Source organism: Roseobacter sinensis, from assembly GCF_025755255.1.
Taxonomy (GTDB): domain Bacteria; phylum Pseudomonadota; class Alphaproteobacteria; order Rhodobacterales; family Rhodobacteraceae; genus Roseobacter; species Roseobacter sinensis.
This window is the reverse complement of the sequence record NZ_JALIEB010000003.1, coordinates 386,055-401,713: the sequence shown is the minus strand read 5'-3', so window position 1 is coordinate 401,713 and position 15,659 is coordinate 386,055. Positions and strand designations below refer to the sequence as shown.

Genomic DNA, 15,659 nt, shown 5'->3' with positions numbered 1-15,659 from the left:
TGGCCTCCTCTAGCGCAGCTTGACCTCGAGAGCCACGGGGAAATCGCCCCGCTCAGTCTTCGGTCCCAGGTCGTCTGCGCCGCATCAGCCGCCCGATGGTGAAGGAGGTCCGCGGGAGATAGGTATAGCGCGTCCGCTCGGACGGGGCGGGCCGCGCCCGCATCCGCGTCAGGCCGAAGACGACGAGAAGAGCGTGTCCGGTCGCCATCAGGAGGAAGAGCGCGTTCGGACCGTAAAGCTCGATCAGCAGCGAGGCGCCGTAGGGGGCCGCAATGGCGCCCAGGGCAAAGTAGAACATGAGTGCCGCCGAAAGCTCGACGCGTTCATCGTCGCTGGCGAAGTCATGGGCATGTGCCGCGGCCACCGAATAGATCGGGAATGTGGTCATCCCGAAAAGCCCGGCTGTGATCATGATGCCCATGGTGCCTGAGCCGGCGGCGAATATGGTCACCGCCGAGCTTCCGATGGCCGAGATCGACAGCCAGATCAGAACGCGCCTGCGGTCGAAGGTGTCGGCAAGCCAGCCAACAGGGTATTGCGCCAAGGCGCCGCCGAGGACGAAGGCCGCGAGGAAATAGGCAATCTGGTCAATCGACAGCCCGACCTCCTGCCCGTAGACCGGCCCCACCATCCGAAAGGACGAACTCGACAGGGCGGCGACCAGGACGCCCGCGGCGGCGAGCGGCGAGCGCTCGTGCGCGAGCCGGGGGCGCAGCCGCGGTGAGCTGGGTGTTTCGGGCTGGCGCACGGTCGTCAGGGTCAGGGGCAACAGTGCGGCACAGCAGATGATCGCAAGCAGGTTGTAGGAGACATAGCTCGCGGGCTCCAGCACGCCGATCATCATCTGCGCGGCAATCGATCCGGTCATGTCGACGACACGGTAGACACCGAATGTGCGCCCGCGGGTGTCATTGGTCGCCTTCGCCTGCAGCCAGGCTTCGATCACCGTGTAACAGCCCGCGACGCAGACACCTGATGCGACGCGCATCACCGCCCAGGCCAGCGGATCGACCACGAGCATGTGGCTCATCAGCCCGATGGCCCCGGCGGCGGTGAAGGCGGCGAAGGCCCGCGAGTGACCGACGCTGCCCATCAGGCGCGGGGCCCACCAGCAGCCGATGAAGAAACCGAGAAAATGCGCAGATCCCAAAAGCCCGATGTCCTGCTTGCTGAAGCCCAGGGCCAGCCCCGAGAGCGCATCGAGCGGGCCCACACCACCGGAGGACAGCTGTAGCAGCAGAACGGACAGGAAGAGGGCGGCAAAGGAGATGAGCAGGCGCATGACGCCCGGAGCAGTATCACCTCTGCGTGCGACGCCTCCCAGTTATTCGACAAACCGGCGTCGTTTTCAGGCGCGGCGTCGGATTTCGGCGCTGATGTCCAGATCGACGGCGTCGGCAACCAGGTTCGGATAACCCACCGCGCCGAAGGCCGCGCGGCTGAGCGTGCCGGTCAGCCGGATCGCGAGCACCGAGAGATCGTCCGGCGCAGAGCCCGCCGGCCGCGTCAGGCTGGCTCCGAGGATCAGCGGGCGGGTGACGCCGCGCAGGGTCAGCGCGCCTTCGATCTTGGCGCCCTCCGAGATACGGCCGGCGCGCCCAAGGACGATCCGCGTTGAGCGGTAGCGCACCATCGGGTGGGTCTGCGCGTCGAGAACCGAGGCGCTCAGCAGGGCCTGTGTGATGAAGACCATGCCCGTACGCGCCCCGCGAATGTCAGCTGTCACATCGGCGCTCGACCGGCTGAGGTTCCGCGGATCGACACGGATATCGGCCGTGCTCACCGGGACCGTGCCCGTCTGCGCCGTTCCGCTCATGTCGAACATGAATGCGACACGCGAGCGCTCCTCGACGAGGTCGTAGCGCTGTGGCGCCGCTTCGACGCGGGTGGCCAGACTGGCGAGCCCTGCTGCGATCAGCACACGTCGTGAGAGCAGAATAGACATCGGTCCGGTGTCTCCTTGCGTCCCCCTGACCTATAGGTAGCTTTCCGCGGCCTGCTGCCAATGCTGTCACGCGGACTTGATGCGCTGTGCGCCAGGTCTGGGCGGGGTGAAAGACGCTTGCAGCAGCGGTGTCGGTCGCTAGTGTGGCGCGACCAACAGAATGAGGGCCATCACGATGAAGATGAACCGGCTGGGCCGCACACAGATCGAGGTCTCGGAGTTTTGTCTGGGGTCCATGACCTGGGGCACTCAGAACAATGCGGAAGAGGCGCACGATCAGATCGACCGCGCGCTCGATGCCGGCATCAACTTCATCGACACGGCCGAGATGTACCCGGTGAACCCCGTCAGCGCCGAGACCATCGGTCGGACCGAACGGATCATCGGCCTGTGGTTCGAACGGGATATGCGCCGTGAGGATGTGATCCTCGCGACCAAGCATTCGGGCGAAGGGCTCGCCGTCGTGCGTGATGGTGCACCGATCACCTCGGAGACCATTGCCGAGGCCGTGGAAGGTTCGCTGCGGCGGCTCAAGACCGATTACATCGATCTCTATCAGTTTCACTGGCCCAATCGCGGCAGCTACATGTTCCGCAAGAACTGGTCCTTTGATCCCACCAGCCAGCTGATGCTGGACACGCAGGCCCACATGGAAGATGCGCTTGGTGCGCTTCAGGACGAGGTCAAGCGCGGCACGATCCGGGCCTTCGGGCTCAGCAACGAAAGCGCCTGGGGCACCACGAAATGGCTGGAGACGGCAGAGCGTGTGGGTGGCCCGCGCGTGGCCTCGGTGCAGAATGAATACTCGCTGCTCTGCCGTCTCTACGACACCGACATGGCGGAGATGAGCATCCAGGAAGACGTCTCGCTGCTGGCCTTTTCTCCTTTGGCCGCGGGGCTGCTGACCGGCAAGTATCAAAACGGTGCGGTGCCGCGCAAATCTCGGATGTCGCTGAACGCCGATCTGGGCGGGCGCAAGACCGACCGGGCCTTTTCGGCGGTGCAGGCCTATCTCGACATTGCCGAGCGCCACGGACTGGACCCGACCCAAATGGCGCTGGCCTGGTGCCGCACCCGTCCGTTCATGGGGTCCATCATCTTCGGTTCAACGACGATGGAGCAACTCGAGACCTGCCTGGGCGCGATGGATCTGACGCTCGATCAGACCGTGCTCGACGAGATCTCTGAGGCGCACCGGCAGCATCCGATGCCCTATTGAGGCGCACCGCGCTTGGGGCCGCAAATCCCGCTTGCGCCCAGGCGCATTCGCGGGTCGTATCGGCGCAAGGCGGAGCATCGGCGGGCTGACCGGCCCGCGGGGAGAAGACGAGGGGGACCGGATGCCTTTGACAATGACCCAGGAGGTCTTCATCACCTGCGCGGTCACCGGATCGGGGAGCACGCAGGATCGCAGCCCGCATGTGCCGCGGTCTCCGCAGCAGATCGCGGACAGTGCAATCGCCGCGGCCAAGGCAGGGGCTGCGATCGTTCACTGCCACGTCCGGGACCCGGAGACCGGCGCGCCAAGCCGGAACGTCGATCACTACCGCGAGGTCACGGATCGGATCCGCGCCGCGGAGGTGGATGTGGTGCTCAACCTGACCGCGGGCATGGGGGGGGATTTGGTCTTCGGCGATCCCGAGAGCCCGCTGCCGTTGCGTGAGGACGGCACTGATATGATCGGCGCGCGCGCTCGGGTTGCGCATGTGGCCGAGTGTCTGCCTGAAATCTGCACCCTCGATTGCGGCACCATGAACTTCGCCGAAGCAGACTACGTCATGACCAACACGCCAGGCATGCTGACCGCGATGGGCGGCATGATGACCGAGCTTGGCGTCAAGCCCGAGATCGAAGCCTTTGACACAGGTCATCTGTGGTATGCAAAACAACTGGTTGCGAACGGTGTTCTGAAGGCGCCCGCACTCGTGCAGCTTTGCATGGGCGTGCCTTGGGGCGCGCCGAACGACCTCAACACCTTCATGGCCATGGTCAACAATGTCCCGCCCGACTGGACGTTTTCGGCCTTCTCGCTGGGGCGGACCCAGATGGCCTACGTCGCGGCCGCGGTGCTGGCGGGAGGGCATGTGCGCGTTGGACTTGAAGACAATCTCTGGCTCGACAAGGGTGTGCTGGCGGAGAACTGGCAGCTTGTGGAACGCGCCGCCAGCATTATCGAGAACATGGGCGCACGGGTCATCGGGCCGGCTGAGGTGCGCGAGACGCTGGGCCTCGTCAAGCGGGCGCCCGCAGGATGAGTGGCGCCGGGACGTCCGAGGCTGCTGGCGTGTCGGTGAGGCCGCCGGCGGGGCGCTCGCCCCTCATCGCGCTTGTCTGTGTTGCCGTCGCGGCCTGCGCGCCCGCGCCGGAACCGGGTTATCGCGACACCGCGGTGCCGATTTCGGCCACCACACGGTTCTCGCCCGCGGCTTTCGCCGGCGAGTGGCTGGTCGTGGAAGCCTTTCCGACCGCCTTCTTTCCGCAATGTGCATCCCAGCACTGGGACGCGATGACCGAGGCGGAGAGCCCGCGGCTGGTCGTGCGCTGCGACGGTCAGCCCGCGTTCGATGTGCCGATGACCGTGGATCCGCGCGGGGTTCTGCGGCTGGGCAGCTCGGATCTGGACAGCGACAGCCGCGCCCTTTGGGTCATGTGGATGGACGAAGAGGCGCGCACCGCGGTGATCGGGACGCCCTCGGGCGAGATGGGCTGGATCCTGAACCGCGGCCCCGATTTGCGCGCCGACCGCCGTGCCGCCGCGCGCCAGATCATGGCGTTCAACGGATATGATGTCGCTGGACTGCAGGAGGTTGCCCCATGACACCAGCGGCGATCATCGGTGGCGGCGTGATCGGCGGCGGCTGGGCGGCGCGGTTTCTTCTGAACGGCTGGGATGTCCGGGTTTTCGATCCCGACCCTGACGCCAAACGCAAGATCGACGCGGTTCTGGAGAACGCGCGCCGCGCCTTGCCGGGGCTGCTCGACGTGGCGCTGCCGGAGGAGGGAGGGCTCAGTTTTCACGACACCATCGCTGAGGCGGTGACCGGTGCAGTCTGGATCCAGGAGAGCGTGCCCGAGCGGCTCGAGATCAAGCAGCAGACCTTCGCGGCAATCCAGGCGGCCTGCGATCCGGCTGCGGTGATCGGCTCGTCCACCTCCGGGTTCAGACCCTCCGATCTCCAACAATCTTCTTTGCGCCCCGAGCAGATTATCGTCTGTCATCCGTTCAACCCGGTCTATCTGCTGCCGCTGGTCGAAGTTGTGACGACCGCGCTGACGGCGCCGGAGATTTTGGAGCAGTCTCTCGCCACACTGCGTGGTCTTGGCATGTATCCGCTGCACCTGAAAAAGGAGATCGATGCCCATGTGGCCGATCGCCTGCTCGAAGCGGTCTGGCGCGAGGCCCTCTGGCTGGTCAAGGACGGGATCGCGACGACGGCCGAGATTGACGATGCGATCCGCTATGGGTTTGGTCTCCGCTGGGCGCAGATGGGCCTTTTCGAGACCTATCGGATCGCCGGCGGCGAGGCGGGGATGAAGCATTTCATGGCGCAATTCGGGCCTGCGCTGGCCTGGCCCTGGACGAAGCTGACCGATGTGCCGGAGTTCACCGAGGAGCTGGTGGATCTGATTGCGGGGCAGTCCGACGCGCAGTCGGGTCACTACAGCATCCGCGACCTGGAGCGACTTCGTGACGGCAATCTCGTGGCGATGATGCGCGCGCTCAAGGGGCAGGGCTGGGGCGCGGGCGACGTGCTGGCAGCGCAGGAGCGCGCGATGCGAGAGGGTCATGCCCTGGGGCAGCGTGCGGCCGATGTGACCGACCCGGCAGCCCCCGTGCTGACGGTCCGCCGCGCCGTGCCACTGGACTGGACGGATTACAATGGCCACATGAATGAGGCAAAATACCTGCAGGCCTTCGGCGATGCGACCGACCGCTTCATGGAGCTGATCGGCTGTGACGCCGAGTATATCGCATCCGGCGGCAGCTATTTCACGGCCGAGACCCATATCCGGCACCTCGATGAGGTGCATGCGGGCACGGTGATCGAGGTGCACACGCGGGTTCTGGGCGGCGGCGGCAAGAAGATGCACCTATGGCACGAGATGCACGCCGGCGCGCGCCTGCTGGCCACGGGCGAGCATTTTCTGCTGCATGTCAGCCTCGATACCCGGCGTCCGTCACAGCCGGCACCCGAGATCGATGCCGCCCTGCGCCGATTTGCCGACGCGCAGGCGCAACTGCCGCGTCCGGCGGGTGCCGGTCGGTTTGTCGGGGCACCGCGCGATGGGCCGGCAGGTGGCGGCGCGGTGGCCTGAAAGCCCACCGGACCTGCCTGTCCTCAACGTTGGTGCCGGCAGGTTGGGTGGGCTTTCAGGCCACCCGTGGTCCGAGGGGTCCGGCCCCGCGCAGGCGTAGAAACAGCGATTCCTCGTCGTCGTTCTTGAAGAACGGAACACTCGGAGGTGGAGCGCGGTCCGTGACCCGCGCCGCGATCTCGGCCAGCACCACCTCGGTGATGAAGGGCATATCGAAGCTGCGGGCATCACGTAGCGACACCCATTGCAGATGCGACAGCTCATCGCTGGCCGCCGAGAAGTCGTCCGGATCGCCAGACAGATCACTCGCATCGACAAGGAAGAACCGCGCATCGAACCGCCGGGGCCGCCCGGGCGGTGTGAGCGCCCGAAAGACGAACTGAAGCGGCGATGCGGCGGGGCGGTGACCCGTGGCCGCAAAACTCTGCCAGTCTGGCGGAACTTCCCCCGGCCAGGCGCCCGGGACCCCCAGCACCAGCCCGGTCTCCTCCCAGAGCTCGCGGATCGCGGCTGCTGCGAGCGCCTGCGCCAGGCCAGGCTCGGCAGTCTCGGCAAGCCGCATGGCGCAAATGTCGGGCAGGGCGGCCGCGAGCGGAACCTCGTGGTCTGCGGGATCCAGCGCACCCCCGGGAAAGACGAACTTGTTGGGCATAAAGGCGGCGTTCGCGCCACGTTGACCCATCAGAATGCGGGGCGAGCTCTGCCGGTCCCGCAGCACGATGACCGCGGCCGCATTGCGAACGGCTGTCTTTTGAGCGCTGTCAGGGTTCGGCATCCTGTGCCTTTCGGTGGTCCGGCGCGATCGCGCAGCGGCTTAGCTGCTTTGAGCGAAACCGCCCATCTGCCGCGCCCATTGGTAGCCGACGATGGCGCCCTTCAATCTAGGCAGAAGATAAAGCGAGAGACCAACACAGCCAACTGCAAAAATCGTGAATAGCGTCAGCGGCTCGGGCCGCCAGGCCACGAAGACCACATGCAGCAGCGGCGCCATGAGATGTCCGACCAGCAGGATGGTCAGATAGGCGGGCCCATCGTCCGCGCGGTGGTGGTGCAGGTCTTCGCGACAGACCGGACAGCTGTCGTTTACCTTGAGATAGGAGCGCAGCAAAGGCCCGCTGCCGCAGTTGGGGCACTTCCGCCGCCAGCCGCGCAACATCGAGCGCTTGGTATTGCGTTCGCGGCGCTCGGACATCTGCGCGTCCGCGGACAACTGTGCAGCCTGTTGCGACGTCTCTGTCATGCCCCACTCCTTTCACCAATTCCGTCATGCGCCCAAAACTGGGCAATTGAAAGGTGCTCCGCTGTCGCTGCGTCGGGATGTCGCGAAAACTTGCGCAAATCTTCAGCGACGGAAGATGCGCGCTGCTGCGTAGAAGTGCTGTCCGGCCCCAAAAGACCGAGGGCTGCAAGACCGGACATAAAAACAAGGAGTAACCCGATGAAGACGACCGCTTTTATTGCTTTGATCGCCGCCACCGGCATTACGATTGCCGGTGGCGCCGCTTTGGCCCGTGACAATAGCGCGCGCGCGCCGATTGACTTTGGCACGCTTGATACCGATGGCGACGGTCAGATCACTTTGGACGAGATGCGCGACCGGAGTACGGAGCGCTTTGAGCGCGCCGATACCGATGGCGACGGATTTCTGACCCTGGAAGAAATCCAGACGGCCGCGGCGGAGCGCGTGACGGATCGTGCGGCCCGGATGCTGGAACGTATGGACGCCAACGGTGACGGCAAGCTCTCTGCCGAAGAGATGCAGCGCCCCGATCGGGCCGAGCGCCGGTTCTCACGCGTGGACACGGATGGCAACGGGGTGATCACCCAGGCCGAGTTCGACGCGGCCCGCGACAAGGCCCGCGGGGCACGCAAAGGGCAGGGCGCGTCGGACTGACAGGCAGGACGACAAGGGGGGCGGGGCGACTTGATCGCCGCGCCGCCCGCTTCTATCGATGCCCGGGATGGATATGTCGCCAGATGCAGACCGCTCAGACACCGATGATGCGCTTCTCGCACTTTATGCGGAAGGCGATCCGGCAGCGGCGCGCGCGCTGAGTGCGCGGGTGCTGCCGCGGGTCTACGCGCATGCGATGCGGCTGCTCGGAGATGCGGCAGCGGCGGAGGATGTGGCGCAGGAGGCGATGCTGCGATTGTGGCGTATGGCGCCGGACTGGCGGCCGGGCGAGGCGAAGGTGACCACCTGGCTTTACCGGGTGACGGCCAACCTCTGCACCGATCGGCTGCGCAAGTGGCGTTCGGTGGGGCTCGACGAGATCGCGGAGCCCGCCGACCCGCAGCCAAGCGTTGCCGCGCATTTGCAGAACCGGGCGCGGTATGATGCCTTGCAGGCAGCGCTGGATGCCTTGCCCGAGCGTCAGCGCCAGGCGGTTGTGCTGCGCCATATCGAGGGGTTGTCGAACCCCGAGATTGCGCAGGTGATGGAGATTGGCCCGCGGGCGGTGGAAAGCCTGACCGCGCGTGGGAAACGAGCGTTGACGGCAATCCTTGCCGGGCGGCGCGCAGAGCTGGGGTATGACGATGAAAAAGCCGGATGAACACAGCGAAGACGCAGCGCTCGATGCGCTTCTCGATGCCGCGCGCACGGCACCGCCCGAGGTGCCCGATGCGCTGATGGCGCGGGTTCTGGCGGATGCGGATCGTGTGCAGCCTTCACCGGCTGCGCGGGCGGCGCCATCGTCCGGGCTTTGGAGCCGGATCAGCGATCTCGTCGGAGGCTGGCGCGGCATGGGCGGCCTGGTCGCGGCGACCTGCGCGGGTGTCTGGATCGGGTGGAGTCCACCCGACGCGTTGCCGGATGCGGGGGCGCTGATTCTGGGCTATGAGGCCGCCGACATCCTGAGCAACACGGCGGAACTGACCAGCTTCGGCTGGGATGTGGAGGAAGGCTAGGACATGCAGGATACGACCCCACCCAAGGGCTCAGCACCACGCTGGATCAAGATCGTGCTGGGCCTGTCCCTGGCCTTCAACTTCGCGGTGATCGGGCTGATCGGCGGTGCGGTGCTGCGCCACGGCGATGGGAAGATCGCCGCGGCGCGCAGCTCGGGTTTCGGTGCCTATGGGCTGCCTTACATGATTGCTCTTCCGCGCGACGATCGGCGCGCGGTCAGACGGGCGGTGCGGTCCGGTGTGGGCGTGCCCGACCGTGAGGCGCGGCGCGCGCTCTACCGCGATGTGCTCGCGACGCTGCGGGCGACGCCCTTCGACCCTTCTGCCCTGGCCGGAGCGATGTCGCGACAGGCCGAGACCACCATTGCGGTGCAGAAAGCGGCACAGGGCGCTTGGCTGGAGGTTGTCTCGGACATGAGCGATGCCGAGCGCAGCGCCTATGCCGATGCGGTCGAGGAGGTGCTGCGGCGTGGCCCCAAGACCCGGCGCTGATCAGGCGGCGGGCCGGTTCAGATTGACCTGGTTGCGGCCCTGCATCTTCGCGGCATAGAGCGCCTTGTCGGCCGCATCCAGCAGCATGTTGGCATCCTGCGGTGCAGCGCTGTCGTGTGGTTTGCGAATGCCGCCGATAGTAACGCCGATCGAAACGGTGACCTTGATCGGCTCATCCGCACCAGGCACGATAAAGCCGCGTCCGCCGATCTTGCGGCAGAGCCGGCTGGCTGCGACACGCGCTTCGGAGAGCGGCGTGGCGGGCATCACGATCAGAAATTCCTCGCCGCCGATTCGGGCGATGAGGTCCACGCCGCGCAGATTGTCGCGCAGCCGCCGCGCCGTCTCGATCAGCACCGCGTCGCCCGAGGCATGACCATAGACGTCGTTGATCTGCTTGAAGTGGTCCAGATCGGCTACCATCACGGCAAAGCTGCGCCCGGTGGCGGCGGAGTGTTCGGCGACGCGCGTCAGATGCGGCATCGCGTAGCGGCGGTTGTGCAACCCGGTCAGCGGGTCCGAGACGGCCGCCTTGAGCCCAGTCCGCACCGTGGCGCGCAGCTTGTCGGCCACATGCTTGCGCCGCAGCATGGCTTTGACGCGGAGGGTCAGTTCTGCGACGTCGAAACCGTCGGTCATCAGATCGTCGGCACCCAGATCAAGCGCATAGGCGCCAAGCCCTGGGTCGGGGCGCGCCTGCACCACCAGGATACCGGCATGCCGCGTGATGGCTGTCGCCCGGATTGCCGCGAGCAGGCGCAGTACGTCACTGGTGCTGTTGTCCTCTTCCGACAGCGTCAGGATGAACACATCCGGCACCTTGCCCGGCGACAGATCGCGCAGAGCGGTCTCCGGCGAGGTGAAGCTGAGTTCGGTGCGCAGATGCGGACGCAGCTGAGAGATCCAGCTGTGCGCTGCAGTGGCATCCGCGCCCACCAGAACCGCCTGTCCCGGTGGGCCAAAGTCGAGGGTGTCCTCGGCAAAGCCAAGGGCGCGTGAGGTGTCGTCTCGCATCTGCCATTCCGCTGCTGAATTGTGGGCGCGGATCAGGCTGCGGACCCGCGCAAGGAGGAGTGTGTCGTCGATCGGCTTCAGCATCACATCCTGCACGCCCGCCTCGAGCGCCTTGAGCCGGGTGTCCGCATCGGGACGGCACCCAACCACCATGAGGGGAATCGCGCGGGTCTGCGGGCTGCGGTCGAGGCGCCGGCACAGTTCGGCCGCGTCGCAGTCGGGCAGGGCCATCGCCGAGATGATCAGATCGGGGTCGTGGCGGAGGGCCGACACACAGGCTTCATCCGCGGTTGAGGCCTGTATCACTTCATAAAACGCCGAGGCGAGTTTCACTTTCAACACGATGCGATTTGTGGAAATCGCGTCAACAATCAGTATTTTTCCTTGCACGCCCGCCGGGTCCTCTTGGAGGTTATTTTCTGCCCGTCGACATTGTGCCGAATTTGGTTAACAAAGCGTTGCGAATGTGGGGCGATTTGTAGGCAAAGTGATGGGATATACGCGGGAAAGCGCCGAAGTCCTCGGGTTGAGCGTTCTCGGCTGGCTGGCCGCCGAGGACGAGCTTTTGCCCGTCTTTCTGGGCGCGACGGGCGCCAGCGAAGCAGACGTGCGGGCAGGTGCAAGCGACCCGGTGTTTCTGGGGTCGGTTCTGGACTTTCTGATGATGGATGACGCTTGGGTGGTGCAGGCCTGCGACGCGCTCGGGCTGGCCTATGACGCGCCGATGCAAGCCCGGCAGGCCCTGCCCGGCGGGGCGCAGGTGAACTGGACATGAGGCCGGTGCGGGGCGTCCTTTTCGACAAGGATGGGACGCTCTTCGACTTCGCGGCCACGTGGCAAGCCTGGTGCGCGGTCTTCCTCGAGCGGATCGCAGCGGATGCGATGCACGCGGCGCGGTTGGGTGATGCAATCGGGTTCGACTACGCGGCGCGGCGATTCGCGCCCGGAAGCGTGGTTGTGGCGGGCACCACCAGCGAAATCGCCGCAGCCCTTCTGCCGCATTTGCCGGGTCAGTCGCGCAGCAGTCTGCTTACGGTGATGAACGCGGAGGCCGCGCGCGCGCCGCAGGTCGAAGCGGCACCGCTGGTGCCTCTGCTCGGCGGTCTGCGGCAAGCCGGTCTACGTCTGGGCGTGGCCACGAATGATTCCGAGGCGCCGGCGCGGGCGCATCTCGATCGGGCCGGCATCCTTCATCTCTTCGACTTCATCGCAGGCTTCGACAGCGGTCATGGCGGCAAGCCGGCACCGGGCCAGCTTCTCGCCTTCGCGGATGCCGTCGGCCTGCCGGTGGAGGAGATCGTCATGGTGGGCGACAGCACCCATGATCTCGAGGCGGGCCGTGCTGCGGGCATGCGTTGCGTCGGCGTGCTGACGGGCTTGGCGGGTCGGGACGAGCTCAGTGCCCGGGCCGACATCGTCTTTGACAACATCTCCGCTTTGCCCGCCTGGATCGCGGGGCAGGCCCAAGTCTGAGCCGCGATCCAGGCGCCCCTCCGCTCCGCATAAAAACGACTGAATGCGTCGTGAACAAGACGGCTGTGCCCGCAGCGCTCTGCCTTTTATGGGCCGAGACCTGCAGGGAGGGCATCAGGATGGCCGAGGCAGCAACCAGACGCAGAACACGCAGCGGCGGACGCGCGGGTGCAGCCAGCCGGCGCGGCACCGCCGTGATCGAGCAGATGCCCTGGAACCCGCCGATCAACACCGACCGTCCGACCGAGCCGCTGACACCCGAAGGCGTTGCGGCGATTCACGATGGCGCTATGCGCATTCTCGAAGAGATCGGAATCGAATTCCTCAACCCCGAGGCCGTGCAAATCCTGCGCCAGGCCGGCTGCACGGTCGATGGCGAAAACGTGCGCATGGGCCGCGATATGGTCATGGAGTGGATCGGCAAGGCGCCCGCGGAGTTCACCCTGACCCCCCGCAACCCGGCACGCAGCATCACGGTGGGCGGGCGCCACCTGCTCTTCGGCAATGTCTCTTCACCTCCCAACTACTGGGATCTGGAGCGCGGCACGAAAGTGCCCGGCACCCGCGAGATGTGCCGTAACCTTCTGAAACTCACGCAGTATTTCAACTGCATCCACTTCGCGGGCGGCTACCCGGTGGAACCGGTCGATCTGCACGCGAGCATTCGGCACCTCGATGTGCTCTTCGACAAGCTGACGCTCACCGACAAGGTCATGCACGCCTATTCGCTGGGCAAGGAGCGGGTCGAGGATGTGATGGAGATGGTTCGCATCGCGAGCGGGCTTTCACATGAAGAATTCGATGCAAGCCCCCGAATGTACACGAATATCAACTCGACCTCACCGCTCAAACACGACTATCCGATGCTGGACGGGTGGATGCGGCTCGCGCGGCGCGGGCAGGGGCTCGTGGTCACGCCCTTCACGCTGGCCGGCGCCATGGCGCCGGTGACGATGGCGGGCGCCGTGGCGCAATCGCTGGCCGAGGCGCTCTGCGCCGTGGTGCTGGCGCAAATCATCCGCCCAGGCTGTCCCGTAGCCATCGGCACCTTTACGTCGAACGTCGACATGAAGTCTGGAGCACCCGCCTTTGGCACCCCAGAATACATGCGTGCCACGCAGATGACAGGGCAGCTTGCGCGCTTTTACGGCCTGCCCCTGCGCTCGTCGGGTGTCTGTGCCGCGAATGTGCCTGACGGGCAGGCCATGTGGGAGACCTCGAACAGCCTCTGGGCTGCGGTGCAATCGGGGACGAATATGGTCTACCACGCGGCGGGCTGGCTCGAAGGTGGGCTGATCGCGAGCCCTGAGAAATTCATCATGGATTGCGAGATTCTCCAGCAAATCCAACGCTATATGGACCCAGCCCTCACCGCGACCGGCCCGGACGAGATTGCCCTCGACGCGATCAAGTCGGTGGGCAACGCTGGCCATTTCTTCGGCATCCAGCACACCCAGGACCGCTATACCACCGCCTTCTATCAGCCCTTCCTGAGCGATTGGCGCAACTACGAAGGGTGGGAAGTCGCGGGCGCTGTCTGGACACCGGAGCGGGCGCATCTGATGTTCAAGGAGATCATCGGCAGCTTCGAAGCACCGCCCATGGATGTGGCGATCCGCGAGGAGCTCGCCGATTTCGTCGCCCGGCGCAAAGCAGAAGGCGGCGCACCGACCGATTTCTGAGGCCCGGCGTTCCCTATTTTGTGCTCCGCGCGCGATCGTTCGGAATTTTTTAACCGATCGGCCTCATTCTCCCGCCGCGGGACTGGAATGAGGCAGGAATGCACGGGCTTGTAAACAGGGCGATACAGCGGTTTGTCGTCGACAGCTACGGTGCGCCGCAATGGGCGGCCGTGGCGCGGCGGGCAGATCTCGGCTTTGTCGATTTCGAAGCCATGTGGACCTATGACGATGCGGTGACGCCGCGGGTGCTCACGGCGGTCAGCGATATTCTCGACCGGCCTTATGACGAGTTGATGGAAGACATCGGCAATTACCTCGTATCGCACCCCAATCTGGAGGCCTTGCGTCGGCTGTTGCGCTTTGGTGGCGTCAACTTCATCGACTTTCTGCATTCGCTGGACGATTTGCCCGACCGGGCCCGCCTGGCCGTCTCCGACCTTGTGCTGCCGCGGTTGGAGCTGCGCGAGCACGGGCCGCATCAGTACAGCCTCGCCTGCGAGGGCGAGATCCCCGGATGCGGGCATCTCTTCACCGGTGTTCTGCGGGCTATGGCGGATGACTACGGCGCGCTGGTTTTCCTAGAGCACATGGGTGCCCAAGATGGGGTCGAGACGGTCTCCATCGCCTTGCTGGAGACGGATTTCACCGAAGGCCGCGGTTTTGAACTCGGGGCACAGGCGTCATGAGCAGCAGCGCCCAATGTCACAACGTGCTGAACGTGATGTGCCCGATGCACCTCATCCTGGACCGTGACGGTCTGATCCTCTTTGCCGGCCCGACCGCACAAAAGCTGCTGCCGGATCAGTCCATGATCGGACGGCGGTTCCTCGAGCTCTTCGACATCAAGCGACCGCGCGAGATTTCGACGCCCGAGGCGCTGCGCGAAACAGCAGGGATCAAGCTGCATCTGCAGTTTCGCAGGCCGCCGCATCGCGATCTGAAGGCGGTTCTGATGGAGGGCCCCGAGACGGGCCAGATGATCATCAACCTGTCGTTCGGTATTTCGGTGGTGGATGCCGTGCAGGATTACAAGCTTACGGCGGCCGATTTCGCGCCCACGGATCTGACCATCGAGATGCTCTATCTCGTCGAGGCGAAGTCCGCTGCGATGGAAGCTTCGCGCCAGCTGAACCGGCGCCTGCAGGGCGCCCGTGTTGCTGCCGAAGAACAGGCGCTGAGCGACACGCTGACCGGTTTGCGCAACCGGCGGGGCATGGACCGTATGCTCGCGGATCTGATTGCAAACGGCGAGGATTTCGCGCTGATGCACATGGACCTCGACTATTTCAAGGCGGTGAATGACACGATGGGCCACGCAGCGGGCGATTACGTGTTGCAGCAGGTCGCGCGCATCATGCTCAATGAGGTGCGCAGCCACGATACCGTTGCGCGGGTGGGCGGCGACGAGTTCGTCCTGCTGCTGCGCAGCGTTGACCGCCCTAAGGTCATCGACCAGATCGCCACGCGGATCATCGCGCGGGTCAGCGAACCGATCCTCTTCGAAGGCCAGATTTGCAACGTGTCGAGCAGCGCAGGAACGACGCTGTCGCGCCACTACGAGGTGGTCACGGCCGATCAGCTTCTGGGCGACGCGGATGTCGCACTTTACGAATCGAAGAGCCGCGGCCGCCGGCAGCACACCTTCTTTTCCGAAGACCTGCGCGACCAATCGGGCGGCGCAAAGACACCACTGCCGCGCGCGCAAGCGCCGCAAATCTGATCGCCAAAAGTCGGAGAGAGTGGCAGCCCGTAGGGGAATCGAACCCCTCTTTCCAGGTTGAAAACCTGGCGTCCTAACCGATAGACGAACGGGCCACTGGATCGTG

The 15,659-nt window shown here is 65.4% G+C and carries 18 protein-coding genes and 1 tRNA gene; 13 read left to right on the top strand and 6 right to left on the bottom strand.

Annotation, left to right across the window (positions count from 1 at the left end; genetic code table 11):
- Nucleotides 1–52: 52 nt before the first annotated feature.
- Nucleotides 53–1,282 (bottom strand): MFS transporter, encoded by a 1,230-nt coding sequence (locus MUB52_RS07305; protein WP_263843535.1) that lies wholly within the window; start codon nt 1,280–1,282, stop codon nt 53–55.
- A gap of 66 nt (nt 1,283–1,348) precedes the next feature.
- Nucleotides 1,349–1,945, bottom strand: coding sequence for a YceI family protein (locus MUB52_RS07300; protein ID WP_263843534.1), 597 nt, complete (start codon nt 1,943–1,945; stop codon nt 1,349–1,351).
- Between the two features lie 175 nt (nt 1,946–2,120).
- On the opposite strand from MUB52_RS07300, the gene MUB52_RS07295 reads away from it, so the two are divergent.
- The 4 genes from MUB52_RS07295 (at nt 2,121) to MUB52_RS07280 (ending at nt 6,262) form a co-directional block, all read left to right on the top strand.
- Nucleotides 2,121–3,164: an aldo/keto reductase gene (locus MUB52_RS07295; protein WP_263843533.1), complete on the top strand. Its 1,044-nt coding sequence runs from the start codon at nt 2,121–2,123 to the stop codon at nt 3,162–3,164.
- A 121-nt stretch (nt 3,165–3,285) separates the two neighbouring features.
- Complete coding sequence (locus tag MUB52_RS07290; RefSeq protein WP_263843532.1) at nt 3,286–4,200, top strand: BKACE family enzyme; 915 nt, start codon at nt 3,286–3,288, stop codon at nt 4,198–4,200.
- A complete protein-coding gene (locus tag MUB52_RS07285) occupies nt 4,197–4,763 on the top strand; it encodes a lipocalin family protein (RefSeq protein WP_263843531.1) in 567 nt (188 codons plus the stop codon). The genes MUB52_RS07290 and MUB52_RS07285 overlap by 4 nt, the downstream gene beginning before the upstream one ends.
- On the top strand, nt 4,760–6,262 hold the full coding sequence (locus MUB52_RS07280) for a carnitine 3-dehydrogenase (protein ID WP_263843530.1): 1,503 nt from the start codon (nt 4,760–4,762) through the stop codon (nt 6,260–6,262). The genes MUB52_RS07285 and MUB52_RS07280 overlap by 4 nt, the downstream gene beginning before the upstream one ends.
- A gap of 55 nt (nt 6,263–6,317) precedes the next feature.
- On the opposite strand, the gene MUB52_RS07275 is transcribed toward MUB52_RS07280, so the two are convergent.
- On the bottom strand, nt 6,318–7,037 hold the full coding sequence (locus MUB52_RS07275; RefSeq protein ID WP_263843529.1) for an NUDIX hydrolase: 720 nt from the start codon (nt 7,035–7,037) through the stop codon (nt 6,318–6,320).
- 39 nt (nt 7,038–7,076) lie between these two features.
- Nucleotides 7,077–7,454, bottom strand: a complete 378-nt coding sequence (locus tag MUB52_RS07270) for a DUF983 domain-containing protein (protein WP_263843564.1) — start codon at nt 7,452–7,454, stop codon at nt 7,077–7,079.
- A gap of 246 nt (nt 7,455–7,700) precedes the next feature.
- On the opposite strand from MUB52_RS07270, the gene MUB52_RS07265 reads away from it, so the two are divergent.
- The 4 genes from MUB52_RS07265 to MUB52_RS07250 all read left to right on the top strand — a co-directional run bounded on the left by MUB52_RS07265 (nt 7,701) and on the right by MUB52_RS07250 (nt 9,664).
- Nucleotides 7,701–8,156: an EF-hand domain-containing protein gene (locus MUB52_RS07265; protein ID WP_263843528.1), complete on the top strand. Its 456-nt coding sequence runs from the start codon at nt 7,701–7,703 to the stop codon at nt 8,154–8,156.
- 67 nt (nt 8,157–8,223) lie between these two features.
- The gene (locus MUB52_RS07260; RefSeq protein WP_263843527.1) at nt 8,224–8,817 is read left to right on the top strand and encodes an RNA polymerase sigma factor; all 594 of its coding nucleotides are present in this window, start codon (nt 8,224–8,226) and stop codon (nt 8,815–8,817) included.
- Nucleotides 8,795–9,172 carry a hypothetical protein gene (locus MUB52_RS07255; RefSeq protein ID WP_263843526.1) on the top strand — a complete coding sequence of 126 codons (378 nt, stop codon included), beginning with the start codon at nt 8,795–8,797 and terminating at the stop codon, nt 9,170–9,172. Before MUB52_RS07260 ends, MUB52_RS07255 begins: the two co-directional genes overlap by 23 nt.
- A 3-nt stretch (nt 9,173–9,175) precedes the next feature.
- Entirely contained in the window at nt 9,176–9,664 is a 489-nt protein-coding gene (locus MUB52_RS07250) for a periplasmic heavy metal sensor (RefSeq protein ID WP_263843525.1), read from the top strand.
- On the opposite strand, the gene MUB52_RS07245 is transcribed toward MUB52_RS07250, so the two are convergent.
- Complete coding sequence (locus MUB52_RS07245) at nt 9,665–11,068, bottom strand: diguanylate cyclase (protein WP_263843524.1); 1,404 nt, start codon at nt 11,066–11,068, stop codon at nt 9,665–9,667.
- 100 nt (nt 11,069–11,168) lie between these two features.
- Here MUB52_RS07245 and MUB52_RS07240 point away from each other — a divergent pair, with 100 nt between their 5' ends.
- The 5 genes from MUB52_RS07240 (at nt 11,169) to MUB52_RS07220 (ending at nt 15,553) form a co-directional block, all read left to right on the top strand.
- Complete coding sequence (locus MUB52_RS07240) at nt 11,169–11,453, top strand: DUF3572 domain-containing protein (protein WP_263843523.1); 285 nt, start codon at nt 11,169–11,171, stop codon at nt 11,451–11,453.
- Nucleotides 11,450–12,151: an HAD family hydrolase gene (locus tag MUB52_RS07235; protein ID WP_263843522.1), complete on the top strand. Its 702-nt coding sequence runs from the start codon at nt 11,450–11,452 to the stop codon at nt 12,149–12,151. Before MUB52_RS07240 ends, MUB52_RS07235 begins: the two co-directional genes overlap by 4 nt.
- A 119-nt stretch (nt 12,152–12,270) precedes the next feature.
- Complete coding sequence (locus MUB52_RS07230) at nt 12,271–13,833, top strand: trimethylamine methyltransferase family protein (RefSeq protein WP_263843521.1); 1,563 nt, start codon at nt 12,271–12,273, stop codon at nt 13,831–13,833.
- A gap of 98 nt (nt 13,834–13,931) precedes the next feature.
- Nucleotides 13,932–14,519: a heme NO-binding domain-containing protein gene (locus tag MUB52_RS07225; RefSeq protein ID WP_263843520.1), complete on the top strand. Its 588-nt coding sequence runs from the start codon at nt 13,932–13,934 to the stop codon at nt 14,517–14,519.
- Nucleotides 14,516–15,553, top strand: a complete 1,038-nt coding sequence (locus tag MUB52_RS07220) for a GGDEF domain-containing protein (protein ID WP_263843519.1) — start codon at nt 14,516–14,518, stop codon at nt 15,551–15,553. The genes MUB52_RS07225 and MUB52_RS07220 overlap by 4 nt, the downstream gene beginning before the upstream one ends.
- Before the next feature lie 20 nt (nt 15,554–15,573).
- Here the strand turns inward: MUB52_RS07220 and MUB52_RS07215 are convergent.
- A tRNA-Glu gene (locus MUB52_RS07215) sits at nt 15,574–15,648 on the bottom strand.
- Nucleotides 15,649–15,659: the final 11 nt, after the last annotated feature.